Source organism: Alicyclobacillus pomorum DSM 14955 (assembly GCF_000472905.1).
In the GTDB taxonomy this organism is placed as follows: Bacteria; Bacillota; Bacilli; order Alicyclobacillales; family Alicyclobacillaceae; genus Alicyclobacillus_A; species Alicyclobacillus_A pomorum.
In genome coordinates this window covers 181,031-197,431 of sequence record NZ_AXAR01000003.1, presented here as the reverse complement: position 1 = coordinate 197,431, position 16,401 = coordinate 181,031, and the positions used below count along the sequence as shown (strand labels likewise).

General features: G+C 55.7%; 17 protein-coding genes. All 17 read right to left on the bottom strand.

All coding sequences use genetic code 11. The features are described 5' to 3' along the window. Positions 1-78: 78 nt before the first annotated feature. A complete protein-coding gene (locus YWK_RS22095) occupies positions 79-231 on the bottom strand; it encodes a CcmD family protein (protein ID WP_169727140.1) in 153 nt (50 codons plus the stop codon). A gap of 1 nt (position 232) precedes the next feature. After that, a complete protein-coding gene (locus tag YWK_RS0104720) occupies positions 233-931 on the bottom strand; it encodes a cytochrome c biogenesis protein (RefSeq protein ID WP_026963895.1) in 699 nt (232 codons plus the stop codon). A 4-nt stretch (positions 932-935) separates the two neighbouring features. Beyond that, positions 936-1,610, bottom strand: a complete 675-nt coding sequence (locus YWK_RS0104715) for a heme exporter protein CcmB (RefSeq protein WP_026963894.1) — start codon at positions 1,608-1,610, stop codon at positions 936-938. Further along, entirely contained in the window at positions 1,607-2,257 is a 651-nt protein-coding gene (locus YWK_RS18355; RefSeq protein WP_051375141.1) for an ABC transporter ATP-binding protein, read from the bottom strand. Before YWK_RS18355 ends, YWK_RS0104715 begins: the two co-directional genes overlap by 4 nt. Continuing rightward, on the bottom strand, positions 2,254-3,162 hold the full coding sequence (locus YWK_RS0104705) for a gas vesicle protein GvpG (RefSeq protein WP_026963893.1): 909 nt from the start codon (positions 3,160-3,162) through the stop codon (positions 2,254-2,256). Before YWK_RS0104705 ends, YWK_RS18355 begins: the two co-directional genes overlap by 4 nt. Further along, positions 3,159-5,366 carry a heme lyase CcmF/NrfE family subunit gene (locus YWK_RS18350; protein WP_051375139.1) on the bottom strand — a complete coding sequence of 736 codons (2,208 nt, stop codon included), beginning with the start codon at positions 5,364-5,366 and terminating at the stop codon, positions 3,159-3,161. Before YWK_RS18350 ends, YWK_RS0104705 begins: the two co-directional genes overlap by 4 nt. A gap of 51 nt (positions 5,367-5,417) precedes the next feature. Then, positions 5,418-5,843, bottom strand: coding sequence for a cytochrome c maturation protein CcmE (locus YWK_RS20795; RefSeq protein WP_169727139.1), 426 nt, complete (start codon positions 5,841-5,843; stop codon positions 5,418-5,420). A 52-nt stretch (positions 5,844-5,895) separates the two neighbouring features. Continuing rightward, positions 5,896-6,402, bottom strand: coding sequence for a cytochrome c-type biogenesis protein (locus YWK_RS0104690; protein WP_026963892.1), 507 nt, complete (start codon positions 6,400-6,402; stop codon positions 5,896-5,898). Positions 6,403-6,682: 280 nt separating this feature from the next. Next, positions 6,683-6,883 carry an alpha/beta-type small acid-soluble spore protein gene (locus YWK_RS0104685; RefSeq protein WP_026963891.1) on the bottom strand — a complete coding sequence of 67 codons (201 nt, stop codon included), beginning with the start codon at positions 6,881-6,883 and terminating at the stop codon, positions 6,683-6,685. Between the two features lie 238 nt (positions 6,884-7,121). After that, complete coding sequence (spo0A, locus tag YWK_RS0104680; protein WP_026963890.1) at positions 7,122-7,913, bottom strand: sporulation transcription factor Spo0A; 792 nt, start codon at positions 7,911-7,913, stop codon at positions 7,122-7,124. 177 nt (positions 7,914-8,090) lie between these two features. Further along, complete coding sequence (spoIVB, locus tag YWK_RS0104675) at positions 8,091-9,398, bottom strand: SpoIVB peptidase (RefSeq protein ID WP_026963889.1); 1,308 nt, start codon at positions 9,396-9,398, stop codon at positions 8,091-8,093. A gap of 153 nt (positions 9,399-9,551) precedes the next feature. Further along, complete coding sequence (recN, locus tag YWK_RS0104670; protein WP_026963888.1) at positions 9,552-11,252, bottom strand: DNA repair protein RecN; 1,701 nt, start codon at positions 11,250-11,252, stop codon at positions 9,552-9,554. Further along, positions 11,230-12,141, bottom strand: coding sequence for an NAD(+)/NADH kinase (locus YWK_RS18340; RefSeq protein WP_084453479.1), 912 nt, complete (start codon positions 12,139-12,141; stop codon positions 11,230-11,232). Before YWK_RS18340 ends, recN begins: the two co-directional genes overlap by 23 nt. A 17-nt stretch (positions 12,142-12,158) precedes the next feature. Further along, on the bottom strand, positions 12,159-12,671 hold the full coding sequence (locus YWK_RS0104660; protein WP_026963887.1) for a hypothetical protein: 513 nt from the start codon (positions 12,669-12,671) through the stop codon (positions 12,159-12,161). 94 nt (positions 12,672-12,765) lie between these two features. Beyond that, positions 12,766-13,605 (bottom strand): TlyA family RNA methyltransferase, encoded by an 840-nt coding sequence (locus YWK_RS18335; protein WP_084453478.1) that lies wholly within the window; start codon positions 13,603-13,605, stop codon positions 12,766-12,768. Continuing rightward, a complete protein-coding gene (dxs, locus tag YWK_RS18330; RefSeq protein WP_035465986.1) occupies positions 13,602-15,488 on the bottom strand; it encodes a 1-deoxy-D-xylulose-5-phosphate synthase in 1,887 nt (628 codons plus the stop codon). Before dxs ends, YWK_RS18335 begins: the two co-directional genes overlap by 4 nt. 27 nt (positions 15,489-15,515) lie before the next feature. Continuing rightward, positions 15,516-16,109, bottom strand: coding sequence for a CNNM metal transporter family protein (locus YWK_RS0104645; protein ID WP_035465983.1), 594 nt, complete (start codon positions 16,107-16,109; stop codon positions 15,516-15,518). Positions 16,110-16,401 lie beyond the last annotated feature (292 nt).

Sequence of the window (16,401 nt, the reverse complement as noted above, 5' to 3'; positions counted from 1 at the left end):
CGGGTCAAGACAAACCGTCCACGTCCATCGCGAACGCATGCACACATCGATGGTGAAACTCGGCATCGTCGTACGATGTCAACGATGGCTCAAGTCGTCCAGGCGGGATTGCATCGCTTCGAGTTCGCGTTGAATGCGCGCCTGCCGGCGCAAGATGGACATCACATAAGCGAGTGTACCCACCCAAACAATGAGGGTCACCGCCCACAAATATCCCAGGTGTTGAACCACTCTACATTCCCCCTCTTTCGTCTCTGGACAATGCCCTGCTGGCCTGGCGGAGTTGAAAGAGACGCAGCCGCAGGAACTCCGATTTTGCCCGCATATACAGCAGCAACACGTAGACCAACAGGAACACCACAAAACCAAACATCAATGTAAACGCCATGGAGCCTGGCATTTGAAAACCGGAGTCGGTGATCAAGTCTGGGTGAATCGAACGCCAAAGTTTCACCGACAGATGGATCACTGGCACGTCGGCAAAGGCGACGATGGCGTAAATTGAAGAAACCAAGGCTCTCCGCTCCAAACCTGAGACGGTTCCGCGCAGCAATGTATAGCCAATGAACAAAAACCAGAGGATGAGGGTGGTCGTCAACCGTGGATCCCAGGTCCACCAGGTGTTCCAAATCGGCTTGGCCCAAAGCATCCCGGTGACCAACGTGATAGACGTGTACACCAGTCCAATCTCCACCGACGATACGGAAATGACATCCCATTTTATCTGCCGAAATATCACATACAAGACGGCCGTCACAAACGCCACGGAGAATGCCAACATGGCCGTCCAGGCGCTTGCCACGTGAAAGTACATGATGCGCACCAAATCGCCCATCTGCGCTTCCGGCGGCGACCACAATAGCGCAAGGTACAAGTCCAGAGCGCCGAAAGCCGCCAACAGCACAACCAGTAGCTTTACCTGCCAGTTCATGTCGTCAAACCTCCATCAACACCTCATAGAGCAACCAGGGAAGTACGGCCACCATGACGACGTATCCTGCCAGCACGTCCACCCAAACCCAGGGGATAAACGCGGGTGCAGAAAATGCCCCCACGGTAATTTTCAACACCGCCAGAAACAACGGCACTGAGAGCGGAAACAACAACAACGGTAACAACAAGTCGCGCATAGCACTTTCCGCAGTGACAGCAGACAAGAAACTGCCAATGCCAGACAACCCTACAATACCGCCAACCAAAGTCATCACAAACATCCCGAGAAGCGATGGAGTGTGTTGATTGAACATGACGAAGAACGCAAGAACCAATGCGGCCTGAGCCAACAAAATCAACGCACAGGTACTGACCCACTTTGCGTAGTACACAACACTCGGGTCTGCTGGGATTAATCGCAAGCCCAGGCTGGCCCCGTACTCCTTGTCCTTTCGGTCGTGCCGTGTCAATCCGATGGCCGTCGTGAAAAATACGTTCAACCAGAGCAGCCCGGCGCTCCACGTGACCGGTAACGACGGCGCAGCATCCATCGCCACGCCCGTGATGAACAGCATCAGGACGCCGAAGGTGGCACTCGCCGCGAGAAACTGCTTGCCGCGGAATTCAATCTTGATGTCTTTCCAAACCAGGTATCCGAACACTCTCCAGGCATTCATGACACTTCCACCAGCTTACCGTTACGCAGAGTAAAGCGGCCATCCACGTGTTCCACAGGCTCCAGTTGGTGAGCGACCATGAACACCGTGCCGCCGGACGCCACGGTATCCCGAAGTATAGTCTGGACCAACGCAATGCCCTGAACGTCCAGCCCATCAAACGGTTCATCGAGCAGCAACAGCGAGGGCGCGTGTACCAGTGCCCGCGCCAACGCCAGACGCTGTCGCATGCCCTTCGAATATTCGCGAGCCGGCCGATGCATGGCGTCAGACAACTGAAATCGGTGTAGCCAGCGTTCGGCCACGGCCTTGGGTGATTTCACCCCATATAGGCCCGCGTAGAGTGTGAGATTCTCAAGCCCCGTTAAATCTCCGTAAATCATCGGTGGTTGCAGTACAACACCGACTTCCGCTTTCGAAGCTCGAGTCACAGGCTTCCCGCGCCACAGAACCCTGCCTTTCGTTGGCCTGATGAGTCCAGCCATCACCTGCAGCAAGGTCGTCTTCCCGCTGCCGTTTTCGGCGGTGAGCAGATAGCTGCGGCCAGTCTCCAGGCAGACGGTCACGCCGTCCAAAACCAACCGCATGTCGAACTCCTTTTCCACTTCATGCAAGGCCAAGAGACCACTGGTCACATGCGAAGTCACGCAGAATCCGTCCCCTTTCCGGAAGTGGCCTGGGCCGACAGCATGGCCAGTCGCCGAAGTACCTCTGTCTTCCTTCGAGCGTACGACGCTTCGTCAATCCCACCGGCCGCACGTTGAAACTCCAGGTTCTCGAGTGCCTTTACCAGAGCTTCCTGTCGAGAGGCCGAACGCCAGAACGACAGCCCTTGTGTGGACCGAACGCCGGCGATGCCCACAGCCAGCACTACGCAGGCCATCAGCAAGTTGGCGCCCGCCTGCAACAAGTTTTGCCGCTCCGTCAACGGTTGTCCGATGATGGGCAGACCGCTTGTGGACGCAACGTCGCCTGTGACCGACGGTAACTGCTGTAAGCTGATGGTCCAATCGTCCCCGGCCGGGATACCGAGCCTGGTGAACACCCGAACCTGCGTTCCCTGCAATGCGGTAGTTTGGGTGGTGGTTAACAGATTTTCCGCCGTCAACGCGTACCCTGCAGTCGGCAGATAGAGTTGGGCGGTGTCGATGTCATAGGGCGTATGCAAGGTGAACTGTGCCGTATTGTCAGCGTTGAAGGGCAGCGTATACGATACCGAAACCGAGGACGTTCGCCCTGCCTTGGCCGCCCTCGCCATGGTTACAACGCCGTTTTTGCCCGGGGAAATTGGCTTCCCGTTGACCGCCAAATCCGTATAGCCGACGGGCAAATACACGGAGACGGCGCTATCCACAGCCTTTGGATTGGCGACATCGAGCACTTCAATCACTTGGAATACGCGATGCACAGGAACTGGGACGAGCATCACTCGTTCGCGCGTGATTCGCAGCGACGAGTCTGCATACGCCTTGCCGTGCGGGAACCACAAGACCCCAAACAAAGTAATCGCCGTGCAAACTCCCCAGAGAAGCGTTCGGCGGGCCAGGGTCATCGCGAATCCCCTCCTGTCTGTAGCGAAGTGTCGAGGGAGCCGGCGATGTAGCTTTGCACGTCTTGCTGAACACGCGCATGAACGGACGCTGCCACCGACTGCGCCGCCTCCAACTCCGCGGCGAGTTCGGCGCGGTTGCGTTCGTATTCCGGTTGGTCCAACTTTCCCATGTGGTAGTCGTACTCCAGTTCACTCCACTGGCGCAGTACTCGGTCCACGGGGTGGTAGGCACTGCCCAGCGCACGATGTTTCCTCGATTCTGGCCACAAACTGATGAGGGTTCCGACCACGAATAAGTAGCCTCCGAACCAAATGAATTCGACCAGGGGATTCACGTGGATATCGAACACGGCGGACTTTCCCCCAACTGTTCCCAACATCACCACGTACAGGTCTTGCAACGGCCTCGAGTACAACGCCACGTCGGTGCTTGGAGATTGACCATCTTGGTAAAACGTGGCGGATGGTCTGAGCAATCCGAGGGTATTCCCGCCACGATGCACCACAATATTGGCGTACATCCGCGTATCGGTACCTACCTTCTCGACGCCCATGCCCGTAAACGTAAGCTCAAAGTCGCCCAGTTTAACCGGTGGATCACCCGGAGAAAGCTGCTTTTGAACGTCCACGTGAAACGCTCCAGACGCTGCAATCCCCATGGCAATGACAGCCACAGCGAGATGCACGATGTACCCTCCGTACCTGCGGCGGTTGCGGGAAATGAGCTTGACAAACGACATCCAGGCGGATTCTTTCGTCAGCAGTACCCGGGTATTCACACTCTGCCAATACTCCATAAAAACGGTCAACACCACGAACAGAGCTGCGATGATGCCGAGTGTCCCCAGCAGCGACGTGTGGTGGAATCCTACGTACAGCACAACAGCGACACCGCATCCAAGCACTGCAGCTGCGATAAGGGGATATAATACGGCCTGCATCACACTTCGGAGAGACGACCTGCGCCATGCCATCAGCGGCCCGATACCCATCAGCAGGATGATACAGACCGCGAGTGGAAGGTTGACCGCGTTGTAGAACGGACTGTCCACCATCATTTTGTGTCCGGTGACCGCCTGCGAGACAATAGGAAACACCGTGCCCCATAGCACTGCAAAGGCACTCCCCAAAAACAGAACATTGTTCAGGAGAAACGCGCTTTCTTTGGAAACGACAGAGTCAATCCGTGCATCGGAACGCAACACGCGCCGACGCCAGACGATGATTGCCGCGGACACCACAAAGGCCACACTCAAAAACACGAGAAAATATGTACCCAAAGGTCCGTTTGCAAACGCGTGAATACTCCACAGCACGCCACTGCGGGTCAAAAAGGTTCCCACCAGCGTGAGCAAAAATGTCAGCGTGACAAGGACGACGTTCCACATTTTCAGTAAGCCTTTTTTCTCCTGAACAATGGCAGAGTGGAGGAACGTCGTCGCCGTCAACCATGGCAACAATGACGCATTCTCAATGGGATCCCAGGCCCAGTAACCACCCCAGCCTAATTCTTCGTAGGACCAGTGCGCGCCATACACAATGCCGATACTGAGAAACAACCATGAGACAAGTGTCCAGCGCCGCGTGACCACCAACCATGTGGCGTCCTGCTTGCCGAGTATCAAGGTTGTCAGCGCGTACGCGAAGGGTACCGAAAATCCAATGAAGCCCAAGTACACGTTGACGGGATGCACCGTCATACCTGGGTTTTGCAAGAGTGGGTTGAGTCCGTTGAGAGGCACCGGACTCGCCAGCTTTTGAAACGGAGACGTGAGAAAGTTAATCACTAGCGTGTAAAACAGCGTGATACACGTCAGGATCAGCGCGACCCACGGCAACATACGTTCGCTGTCGTCGTGGCGTGTAAACACAACCACAGCCCCGTACAGCGTCAGGATGAGGCACCAGAAGAGCAGTGACCCCGCGTTTCCACCCCAAAACGCAGCGATTCGATAGATGATAGGCAGCCCTTGTCCTGTATACTCAGCCACGTAGGAAAACCAGTTGTTCTCCGTGACGAGCAACCAAATCAGGCACAGCGATGCCAAACAGGCGGCCGCAAACTGTGCGACCATGCACCATCGGCTCCACTGCCGAACGGTCGCCGACTTCCTGCGGATGGCAGCAACGTGAACGGCGATACTGATACAAACAACGACAAGCAGTATTCGGATGGCTGCTTGCCCCAGTGTTCCGACAATCACAACGAAACCTCCCCAAGGCGCGACACCACCTAGACCATTCCCATGTCCTCGTTACTTGGCGGTATACGTGCGCTGCTCATCTTTCGCACTGTACTTGGAAGGGCACTTGACGAGCAGCTTCGTGGCCTCAAACTGACCACCTGAATTCAGCTGTCCAAACGCAATCACGGGCCAGTTATTGGTTAAGCTGTCCGGCTTGTCGCCGCGGAAGCGAACCAGCAGCGTTTGGCTGCTCGTGTCGTCCTTGATGGAGAACGACAACAGCCTGGTCTTTGGGTCCCATCTCACCGAAGCCCCCACAATGTCGCCACTGACTGCAGTGTCATGATGCATCCCCGCAGCCCCTTCTGAATACAGCTCGTGCACCGTGATGTAGTACGTGGACGCTTTGGTGATGGCGGTTTCAATCAGGACACCGATGATGGAAACGACGATAATCAGCGCCACAACCAATTTCGCGCGCGTGGAAATGGTCAAGTTGTTCATCTCCCGAATCAACGAACTCCACAGAAAAATCCGGAAAATCAACTTACAAATACTCTCGCAAAGCGTCTCGGTCAGCCACCCCGTCGAACCTGTTTTTCGCCGAGAGAACGCCATCTACGAGAATGGACTTGCGCATGTGCCTGTTGTTGCGCCTCAATACCACAACGAAGAGAATAACGAGAGCTGCTAGAAATGAGACCGGCAGCAGCCAAACCACCATGCCGAAGCCACGCAGAGGAGGAGCTGCATACGCTCCCGCGCCATATTCCCGGACCATATCCTCCATCACTTCACCGTCGGTCATGTGGGCAATCAGCTCCTGTTGGATTTCGTATCGCATGTGCTGTGCCATGTCAGACTGGGAAGTGGCAACCGTCATGGTATTTTGATCTCCAGGAGCCCGGAGCTGATTGGCAATTTTCAGAATTCGTTGCTGGACGTCAGCCTCAGCCGAGTCACTCGCGTACCGGTGCCATCCCGCAAGCGCGCAAAAGACGATAAGCAGTCCAACAATACAAAAACCCATTCGTTTGAGTCGCTTGCTGCGCACGGCCTCAATCCTTCCTTTGACAGGAACATCAACGCTGAAATTCGCAAGCTACCGATGTGAACAAGTATACTATAGGGGCCCGCGGGCCTCCACTGTTCAGTTGTTCACACGCCGGATGCACTCCCCCCTCTCCACTCTACCACAGAGGGGAGGCGCAGGGAGGAGCCGTATGCGCTTCGTACGCGCTTCTCGTGGTACGGAAGGCCATGAAAAACGCAGGGATTGGGGTCCCTGCGTTCGAGAACACGTATCAAAACCTGTCGTTATTCGTTCACCATCATTACCGAAGGGCGCCGCCAGAAAGTTGTTGTTCCGCGAATGCGACTAGGCGTTTCGTAATTTCTCCACCCACAGAACCGTTCTGCCGAGAAGACGTGTCAGCGCCCAGTTGAACACCAAATTCGGAGGCAATTTCGTACTTCATTTGGTCCAGAGCTTGTGATGCTTGGGAAATTAGTTTCTGGTTTCGATTGTCTGCCATCTGTAACTCCTCCTTGTTGTTCTGTGTAATGTGAGACAAGCCTAGTTTGCCTTCGTGGAAGGGTCGTTATTCACACTTCGATGTTTGGATGAGTTACGGCACGTGCAGTACCCTGGCAACTGTCGTAGACAACCGTGCGTCGTTGCCCAGAAAAAAAGACATTCATGACTGCGTTGGAAACGCAAACACAAATGTCTCGGCACCCCTACCCAGTGGTCTATGTATTTGTCACAGGTCATTAAGAAACTTTGTGCTCCATGCGAAGCTTGTCCGCAATCATTGCGATAAATTCCGAATTCGTCGGCTTTGTCTTAGAAGCACTCACGGTGTAACCAAAGACCGCTCGAATGGCATCCACATTGCCACGTCCCCACGCCACTTCGATGGAATGGCGAATCGCTCGCTCAACACGGGACGGTGTTGTTTTAAATCGTTCAGCAATGCGCGGGTACAACGTTTTTGTAATGGAACCCAGAATCTCCACGTCGCTAAAGACAATGCCGATGGCTTCGCGGAGGTAGTGATATCCCTTGATGTGCGCAGGCACTCCAATTTCGTGAATAATTTGTGTAATGGCTGCATCCACAGACTTTTTACTCGGTCCTTGTTGAAAAGCTGCCGACTGAAACATAGTTGAAGTTGCGGCCACGGGCGAAATCGAAGGCGTTTCCACAGACACTTGACGTATCCGCTCCAGCAATACCGGCATGTCGAACGGCTTCAGAATAAAGTAGGAGACGCCAAGTTCCATTGCGCGACGAGTGACTGTTTCTTGACCGAACGCTGTCAGCAAAATCACTTTTGGAGTTCCACCGGACAAATCATTGAGACGTTCCAGTGCTCCAATCCCGTCCAATACCGGCATGATGATGTCCAGCACCAAAATGTCAGGTCGCTTGTTCCGAACCATGTCCACGACTTCGTTACCATTGTGTGCGACCCCACATACTTCCATATCGTCCTGAGACGCGATGTAGTCTCGCAGTAGCTCTACAAATTCCCGATTATCGTCCGCAATGAGAACCTTCAAACCCACTTGGTGATTCCCCCTCGTATGGTGTCCCGAGTAGAATATTTCGACATGTGGGGGGCATGTCCTCCCAAATCTTATGTAATAGTTTTCGCGGAAATTGGACTACCGTCGACATATTTCGACACAAGCGTGGATGGCGATGTCCGAGGACATCACCATACCTATACGCCGCATTCAGTTGCGTATCCAGGCCGCCCGCGCCGCACGGTCCGTTGCGCTCACAGCGCCGTCGCCTTGCTCCAGCATCCAAGCCGCGTACACTCCGTAGCCTCGCGTGGGGTCAGAGACGAAAACGTGCGTCACAGCGCCAATCAACTTTCCGTCTTGCACCAAGGGACTGCCACTCATCCCTTGAATAATCCCGCCAGACAAACCCAACAACCGTTTGTCGACCACGTGGACAATCATGCTCTTTGTGGCCGGCTTTTGTTGTCGCACAAGGTTCTCGACTTCGACGTCAAACGACTCGACCTTGCGACCGTGAACGACCGTCCACATTTTGGCTGGCCCTTCATGGACATCTCCTGGCAAAGCGACTGGAAGCGGATGCAACCCCGCTACATCCTCCAGTTGGTTGGACATCCTTCCAAACACGCCGTAGGGCGTATTGCACTCAATGTGACCGATGACGCCGCGCGATTCTACAAAGCGTCCGCGCTTTTCCCCAGGCCTGCCGGTAAGTCCTTTCACCATTCCCGTGACTTCCGCATCATATAGCGTTCCCTGACCGACGATGGGCTGTCCAGTGTCGGCGTCCGAAATCACGTGGCCAAGGGCACCAAATCGGTGAGTTTGCGGATCGTAGTACGTGAGCGTCCCGACACCGGAAGTCTTCTCTCGCACGAACAACCCGAGATGCCGTGCTCCGCGTTCATCCGAAGCGGGTGTCACCACGACGTTCCTGTGCGCGTCGCCGCGCCGAACCAGAAGTTTGAGTTCGCCATCGGCATGTTCCACAAAGCGTCGAACGTCCTCAGCTGAGCTCACTGGATGTCGATTCACTTCCTCAATGACATCACCGAGTCGTATATCGGCCCCGACGGCTGGCGATGCCCTCTCTCTTCCAACCCGTTGATACCCGACGACCATGACACCGCGCGATTTCAGTCGAATCCCGACCGACTGGCCGGCGACGTACACTTTGTGCTGTGGAATCACGTGTACTTGCACTGTTTTCCACGGTAAGAACCCAAACAGCCGTGTGGAAACATACGCGCTGCCAAGTGTCTTGGGATACACTTCCACATCGCTAGCGCTGATGCCCTGCGAGTGAACTGCGCTCACGCTGAACACGTTCCCGTTTGACGTAGCAACCTTGGACCCTTTCGGCAAATGCAGTGGAACAATCGCTTGGTCCCCGAGTGGAACCTGAATGGACGTGGGCACTGACGTAAGTTGATGCACCGGCGGAGACAGGCAGGCCGTGCACAAAACCGCCGCGCACAGCCAGCGAAAGTGCTTGTAACGAAAGCGTTTCGGCATCTTGCGCCCTCCTTTACGTTGCACCTCCCAAGCAATTGCTCGTGGTACTAAGGTGCCCCGCAAGAAAGGCTTTATGATGCGTAAAACATGCCACGCAGAGCGACTTCTATCCGTCACATGGATAGATTGCTACTTCTGGACAATGGATGTCTCTCAAGCGCCCTTTGCACCCATGCGCTCCAACAAAGCTTTTGCGTGTGAAACCGCGGTTTCGTCTGCAATCCCCGCGCCAAGCAGCCGTGCAAGCTCACGAATCCGACCGGATGTATCGAGCTTCCTCACCGACGTTTGAGTTGAACCGTCGCGTTCCGTTTTTTCAATGTAATAGTGCGTACCTGCAGCTGCCGCAATGGCTGCAGAGTGGGTGACGCAAAGTACCTGGCGACTGGTTGCAATCTTTCTCATTTGTTGGGCGACGCTCTGGGCAGCGACCCCACTGACACCGGTGTCAATTTCGTCGAAAATCAGCGTCTCCAAGTCATCCACATCCGCGAGAACCGATTTGAGTGCCAAGAGCGTACGCGACAATTCACCGCCAGAGGCGACTTTTTGCAGCGGTTTCAGCTCTTCGCCGACGTTGGCGGAAAACAAGAACTGGATTTGATCAAACCCGTCTTCCGAATACTGAACCGTTCCATCCGACTGCGTACGTCGCCAAACCCTGACCTCAAGGCGTGCGCTCGGCATGGAGAGTGCACGAAGCGTCTGCACCACTTCAGAGGAAAGGCGCTCGGCGGCTTCGACACGTGCCTGATGGAGCCGTTCGCAGGATTCATGCAGCGCCGTTTCAGCAGCCTGCATGTCAGCGAACAACCGGCTGGCCTTTTCTTCGTGATGGAGGAGGTCGTCACGTTCCTGTACAGCGGTTTCGTAATACGCAAGTACCTCTTCCACACTGGCGCCGTACTTTCGCTGCAAGGCGCGAATCTGTGCAAGACGTTCCTCGATGGCGTCCAATTCGGATGGATCTTCGTCCAATTCATCCAAGTGGCGATAAATCAAGCGCGCAGCTTCGTCCGCGTGCACCTGAGCAGTCTGCAACAACTCTGCCGCTTCATGCAACGAGTCGTCGTACGCCGCTGCGGCCGCGATGTGGTCGTGCGCGTTCCCAAGTAACGTGAGTGCCCCGATGGTTCCTTCCCCGTCCAGAAAAGACTTTGCTTGTTGCAGCGCGGTAGAGATTTTTTCGACGTGCTGTAGTTTTTTCCGGCGTTCCCGCAACCGGTCTTCCTCACCCGGTTGAAGGTCCGCTTGTTCAATTTCTTGGATTTGGAACGTCAACATGTCCAAGCGTTGTGCGCGCCCTTGCTCATCCAACAGCGTTTCCTCATACGCACGCTTGCAGTTCAGGTAGTGGCGAAACTGCGTGCGAACGTCTGCCAACAACTCCTCGTGGTGACCATACAGATCCAAGGCGCGCATTTGTTCTTCCGTGCGAAGCAATCCGTGATGGTCGTGTTGTCCGTGTTGCTGAACAATCCTCCATCCAAGCTCCCGAAGCATCTGTACCGTGGCCAGGCGTCCATTGACACGGCAGACGGTGCGTCCAGATTTGAACAGTTCGCGTGAGATGATCAGGGACTCGTCCCACGGCAACCCCCACTCTTCGAGCAGCGGTTTCACCCGCGCCTGAGTTGACGGCGACAGCGCAATCACGGCTTCCACGAGCGCACTGTCTTCCCCGTTTCGAATGAGTTCGGCAGATCCGCGATTCCCCAACAAGAGTCCAATCGCATCCAAGAGAATCGATTTCCCGGCGCCGGTTTCACCCGTCAGTACGTTAAACCCTGGTTGTAGGGGCAGCCGAAGCGCATCAATCAAGGCCAGTCGCTCAACCGTCAGTTCGAGCAGCAAGTTCCGTCCCTCCTGTGGATTCGCGTCCCCCGTCATGATGTGCAGATGCGTCCTGTCCGTGCAGTTTTTGCCGGAGAACAGAAAAGAACTCCCGGTCTCTCCACTTGACCAATGTGGTCACGACCTGGGCTTTGCGCACTTTCACTTCATCCTCCGGCTGAAGTCGAACTCCAATCTGCCCGTCGACCGTCAAACCGAGGTCTTCGTGCGTTGCATGCACCACCAGGCTCACCTCTTGAGTATCACTGATGACACACGGTCGAGCCGATAACGTGTGTGGACAAATCGGCGTAATCAGCATGGCCTGCAGTTGTGGAGCGACAATGGGACCACCGCAGGACAGAGAATAGGCGGTGGATCCGGTTGGGGTAGACACAATCACGCCGTCGCCGCTGTACGCATCGAGCAAGACCCCATCCACTCGCACGTCCACGGATACCATCCGAGCAAACGATCCTTTCCCGATGCCTGCATCGTTCAACCCAATCAGTTGTTCGATTCTGCGGCCATGGCGGTATACGTCTACCTCGAGCATCATGCGCCGCTCCAGGTCGTACTCTCGCTCGGAAACACGACGGACCGTCTCATCAATGTCCGTTGGCTCCGCTTCACTGAGAAAACCCAGGTGTCCTACGTTGATGCCGAGCAAAGGAACGTTCCATCGCGCCAAGTGCCGTGCGACACCGAGCAACGTTCCATCGCCACCGAGCACAAATACCATTTCCGCGGCGGCCAGCGGTTGCAGTGTGTTGCCATGAGAGGCGAGATCTTTGCGAATCTCCACGCACACAGTGTGAATGCCCTGACTGTTGAGCAGGAACTGAAGCCGTTCCTGCACAGCGCACGCCTTCGGTTTGTCCAGGTTCGCAATGATTCCAATGGTCCTCACGTTCTTCCTCCTCGCCCTTACCGCCCATGCAACCAGGCCATCGCCACAAGGACGCCCACGAGAAACCACAGGCTCCGATTGAACACAGTCTTCCACCGCACATACGGCGGGCTTTTCCAGTCAAAGTCGACAACCTGCACGCGTTCCTCGTCGACGTCCATATGTAAAATGCCTTGAACGCCGAACGCGACATACAAAGGGAACCACTGGTCGCGCAGCTTCACACCGTTGACTCCCTGATCTCGGGGCTGGCGCAGCTTCACGGCGTAGTACTTCGGGCCCTTGCGGACGACAAAATCAGCAATCAGAGATTTTTTGAACGATTTGTCTCCGTAATATCCAATCCACTCTCCGCGCTCCCGGACACGGATAATTTGGTAACCGTTCTCCTCCAGCCAATCGCGCGCGGTGGACAGTTTGCCCCGAAGCGGTGTCTCGCCGCCTCGGCGCCGCCCCATGAACAGCGACTTGCCGAGCCAGTAGACGATACCGATGCACAACAGCATTGTGAACAGATCGCGCCACTGCATGGTCAGACGGTCCCCTTACCACGGTTTTCAGACAATATTCCACAGTGGCCTGATGATTTCCTGTTCAGTAGCGCTGATTTCCGTCCTGCCAGGCTTATGTCAAAACCGGACGCTCGCCTGTCAACTTGTCCCAGGCCGACTCCACCGTATGCCGGGCAGCTTCGAGCCACACCTCGGCCGGTGTCACATCAGCCCCCCCCATTACCCATTTGGCGAGGTACTCGATGTTTCCGTCTCCACCTTGGATAGGCGAATACGTCAACCCGTCACACGCCATGCCTGCGTCGTAGACAAATGTAATCAGGCGGCGGAGGACATTCAGATGGACCTTGGGATCGCGCACAATCCCCCCCTTGCCCACGTGCTCTCGGCCAGCCTCAAACTGCGGTTTGACAAGGCTGAGAATGACACCCGGGCTGGTCAGAACTTCCATCAGCTTGGGCAACAGGAGCCTTGTTGAGATGAACGACACATCCATGACGGCCACACTCGGCTTCGGGTCAAAGCGCGAGGCGTCGACGTGTCGGAAGTTGGTTCTCTCCATCACGACCACCCGGTCATCGATGCGCAACTTCCACGCGAGTTGCCCATAGCCCACGTCGACCGCATACACTCGGCTCGCCCCGTGCTGCAGTGCGCAGTCTGTAAACCCTCCTGTAGACGCACCCACGTCGATGACCACCTGGTCTTTCAGCGATACCGAGAACACATCAAGCGCCCGCTCCAACTTCAGGCCGCCGCGACTCACGAATTGGTGGCTCGGTTGTAGGACTTCAAACGATTCATCGGTATACACCTGCGTGCCCGGCTTGTCGACAACTTCACCGCCCCGCATGACTTGTCCAGCCATAATGGCACGCCGGGCTGCCTCCCGACTGGGAAACAGCCCGCGTTGAACCAATAACACATCCAGTCGTATTTTACCGGGTTTCATGCTTGTCGACTCCCGATGCGGGATGCTTCGCCGCGTTTGATGACATGTAGCACGTCCTGAACGATGTCGTTTGCAGTTAATCCTATGTGTTGGAGCAGTTCCTTCCGTGTTCCATGTTCCACAAAAACATCCGGGATGCCCCGCCGACGTACGCGCGTCTCGACACCGTGGTCTGCGAGCAGTTCCAGAACGGCGGATCCCATACCACCCGCCAAAGCCGCTTCTTCGACAGTAACGAGTGGCATGGACTTGGCAAGCCGAAGGATGAGTGCCTCGTCCAGCGGTTTGACAAACCGCATGTTGACCACCGTCGTCGACACGCCGTACTCTTCTTCCAGCCGGCGAGCGGCTTCTTCGGCAAGTTGCACCATCGGACCCAGGGCAAGAATCGCCGCAGCATCCCCTGTGCGCAGCACTTCCGCTTCCCCAATGTTCAGCTTCCGCAAGGGCTCGCTCAGATCCACACCGACGCCATCTGCTCGTGGATAGCGCACGGCGACCGGCCCGTCCACGTGCAGTCCGGTGTACAACATGTGTCGCAGTTCATTTTCGTCCTTCGGCATCATCACGACAATGTTCGGTATGGCTCGGAGGTACGACACGTCGTACGCGCCTTGATGGGTTTCCCCGTCTGGACCCACCAGTCCAGCGCGGTCCACGGCAATCAGAACGGGCAACTTCTGGATGCAAATATCGTGAATGACCTGGTCATAGGCACGCTGTAAGAAGGTCGAATAAATGGCTAATACCGGGCGCTTGCCAGCTGCCGCCAGTCCACCACAGAACGTCGCTGCGTGCTGCTCAGCGATGCCCACATCATACAACCTGTCTGGAAATTCTTCGCCGAACTTCGTTAACCCCGACCCAGAGATCATGGCTGGCGTGACTGCAACCAGATCCGGCATCTCTCGCGCCAGTTGTCTCAGCGTATCCGCAAACACACTGGTATAAGACGGTGGCCCACCTGGTTTGGGCGCGCTCGGCCACGCATGCCATTTGTCGGGCGCCTTTTCCGCCGAGGCGTACCCCTTGCCCTTACTGGTCACCATGTGGATGAGGACGGGGCCTTTCAGCCGCTTGGCGTCTTCCAGCACTTTCAGCAGGCCCTCCAAGTCGTGCCCGTCGACTGGGCCCAAGTACTTAAACCCAAACCCTTCAAACAAGAGACCGGGTACCACCAGGTGCCGCATGGAATCCTTCACTTTTTCTAATGTCTTGGTCAGCTTTGGTCCAATCGCCGGAACTTTGCGCAACAGGCCCTCCACTTCTGACTTTGCTCTGGAGTACGTCGGGTCCGTGCGTAGACGCGTGAGATAGTGAGACAACGCACCCACGTTTTCCGAGATGGACATTTCGTTGTCGTTCAAAATGACCAGAAGATTGGTGCCTAAATGACCCGCGTGGTTCAACGCTTCCATGGCCATGCCGCCGGTCAACGCACCGTCGCCGATGACGGCGACGACACTGTACTTTTCGCCCGCCAAATCGCGTGCCACGGCCATGCCTAGCCCGGCTGAGATAGAGGTACTGGCGTGGCCAGTGCCAAACTGGTCGTGCACACTTTCGCCGCGCTTTGGAAATCCGGCCAGACCTTGAAACTGTCGCAACGTCGGAAATCGATCTTTGCGTCCGGTCAGGATTTTGTGGACATACGCTTGATGTCCGACGTCCCAAATGATTTTGTCCGTGGGACTGTCGAACACTTTATGTAATGCCAAGGTTAACTCGACGACTCCGAGATTGGCGCCAAAGTGGCCACCCGTCTGCGACACAGCGTCGACGAGGAACCCGCGAATCTCTTGAGCCAGCGTGGTTAATTGTTGTACGTTCAGCGACTTGATGTCCGCTGGTGCGTTTACGTGTTCGAGATACGTCGTGAACACCTCACAGCATTAGATTAACCGTCGGAATCATGAACGGGAACGACGTGCCGTTTGTCGGGTACGTTTGTGATGACGGCCTGGAATGATGAACAGTGTCTCGACAATTTTCGCCGCCGTCAAGATGATGGGCGTCGGCGACTGAATCGCCAACGTCTTTCCCATCGCCTTCGCTCCCACAGTAATCGAAGTTACAAGTGCAGTCAACACAATGGTGGTCAGTTCCTTTGCCCACCCTGTCACGTGAAAAGTATCACTCAGTTGGACCGACACAGCGAGGGCACCGGCACCGCTCAACACGCCCGCGATGTCTCCGACGACGTCGCTGCACACGCTGGACACTTTTTCGGCGTTCCGAACAATGGTGATTGCCCGCTTCGCGCCGAACACTTTCTTTGCAGCCATCGCGTGAAACGGCGTCTCTCTCGCAGCGGCCGCGGCCACACCCAGCATATCGAACAACGCCCCTACGAGTACAATCCCAACCACAATCAGGGCCCCGACATACCACCGAACTTCGTCTAAAAAAATAGTGGCTGTGTCAAACACACCACTTAAAGGCAGGGAGATGACCGACACCGTGAAGATGAACGGCAGTGAACCCCGCAACGTCGTTCTTTTCATTATGTACCCCCGAATAGAGGAAAAATCCTGGGTGGCAGCTCTTTGAGTAAACGCTGTGGCTTAGGTCCAGTAGGTTTTCCCAAGGACGCACCGGCGCGTCGCCGCACCGGCGGTTTCCCTTTATGCATCCCTTGACTGTGTCACCATCAGTCAGACTGGATTACCACTTAGTCCACACTATAATCCCCAAAGAGCCACTTGAAGTACAGTCTAGGCGTTTTCCGCGACAACCGTTGCCGACTCCTAGCCTCTTTTGCAGCACGGATTTCACACGGCACCAGCGCCGCTCCCT

Coding starts and splice junctions, on each gene's coding strand:
- YWK_RS0104720 (WP_026963895.1), bottom strand. CDS start 931: ATGAACTGGCAGGTAAAGCTACTGGTTGTGCTGTTGGCGGCTTTCGGC.
- YWK_RS0104715 (WP_026963894.1), bottom strand. CDS start 1,610: ATGAATGCCTGGAGAGTGTTCGGATACCTGGTTTGGAAAGACATCAAG.
- YWK_RS0104705 (WP_026963893.1), bottom strand. CDS start 3,162: ATGACCCTGGCCCGCCGAACGCTTCTCTGGGGAGTTTGCACGGCGATT.
- YWK_RS0104685 (WP_026963891.1), bottom strand. CDS start 6,883: ATGGCAGACAATCGAAACCAGAAACTAATTTCCCAAGCATCACAAGCT.
- spoIVB (WP_026963889.1), bottom strand. CDS start 9,398: ATGCCGAAACGCTTTCGTTACAAGCACTTTCGCTGGCTGTGCGCGGCG.
- YWK_RS0104660 (WP_026963887.1), bottom strand. CDS start 12,671: ATGCAGTGGCGCGATCTGTTCACAATGCTGTTGTGCATCGGTATCGTC.
- YWK_RS18335 (WP_084453478.1), bottom strand. CDS start 13,605: ATGAAACCCGGTAAAATACGACTGGATGTGTTATTGGTTCAACGCGGG.
- YWK_RS0104645 (WP_035465983.1), bottom strand. CDS start 16,109: ATGAAAAGAACGACGTTGCGGGGTTCACTGCCGTTCATCTTCACGGTG.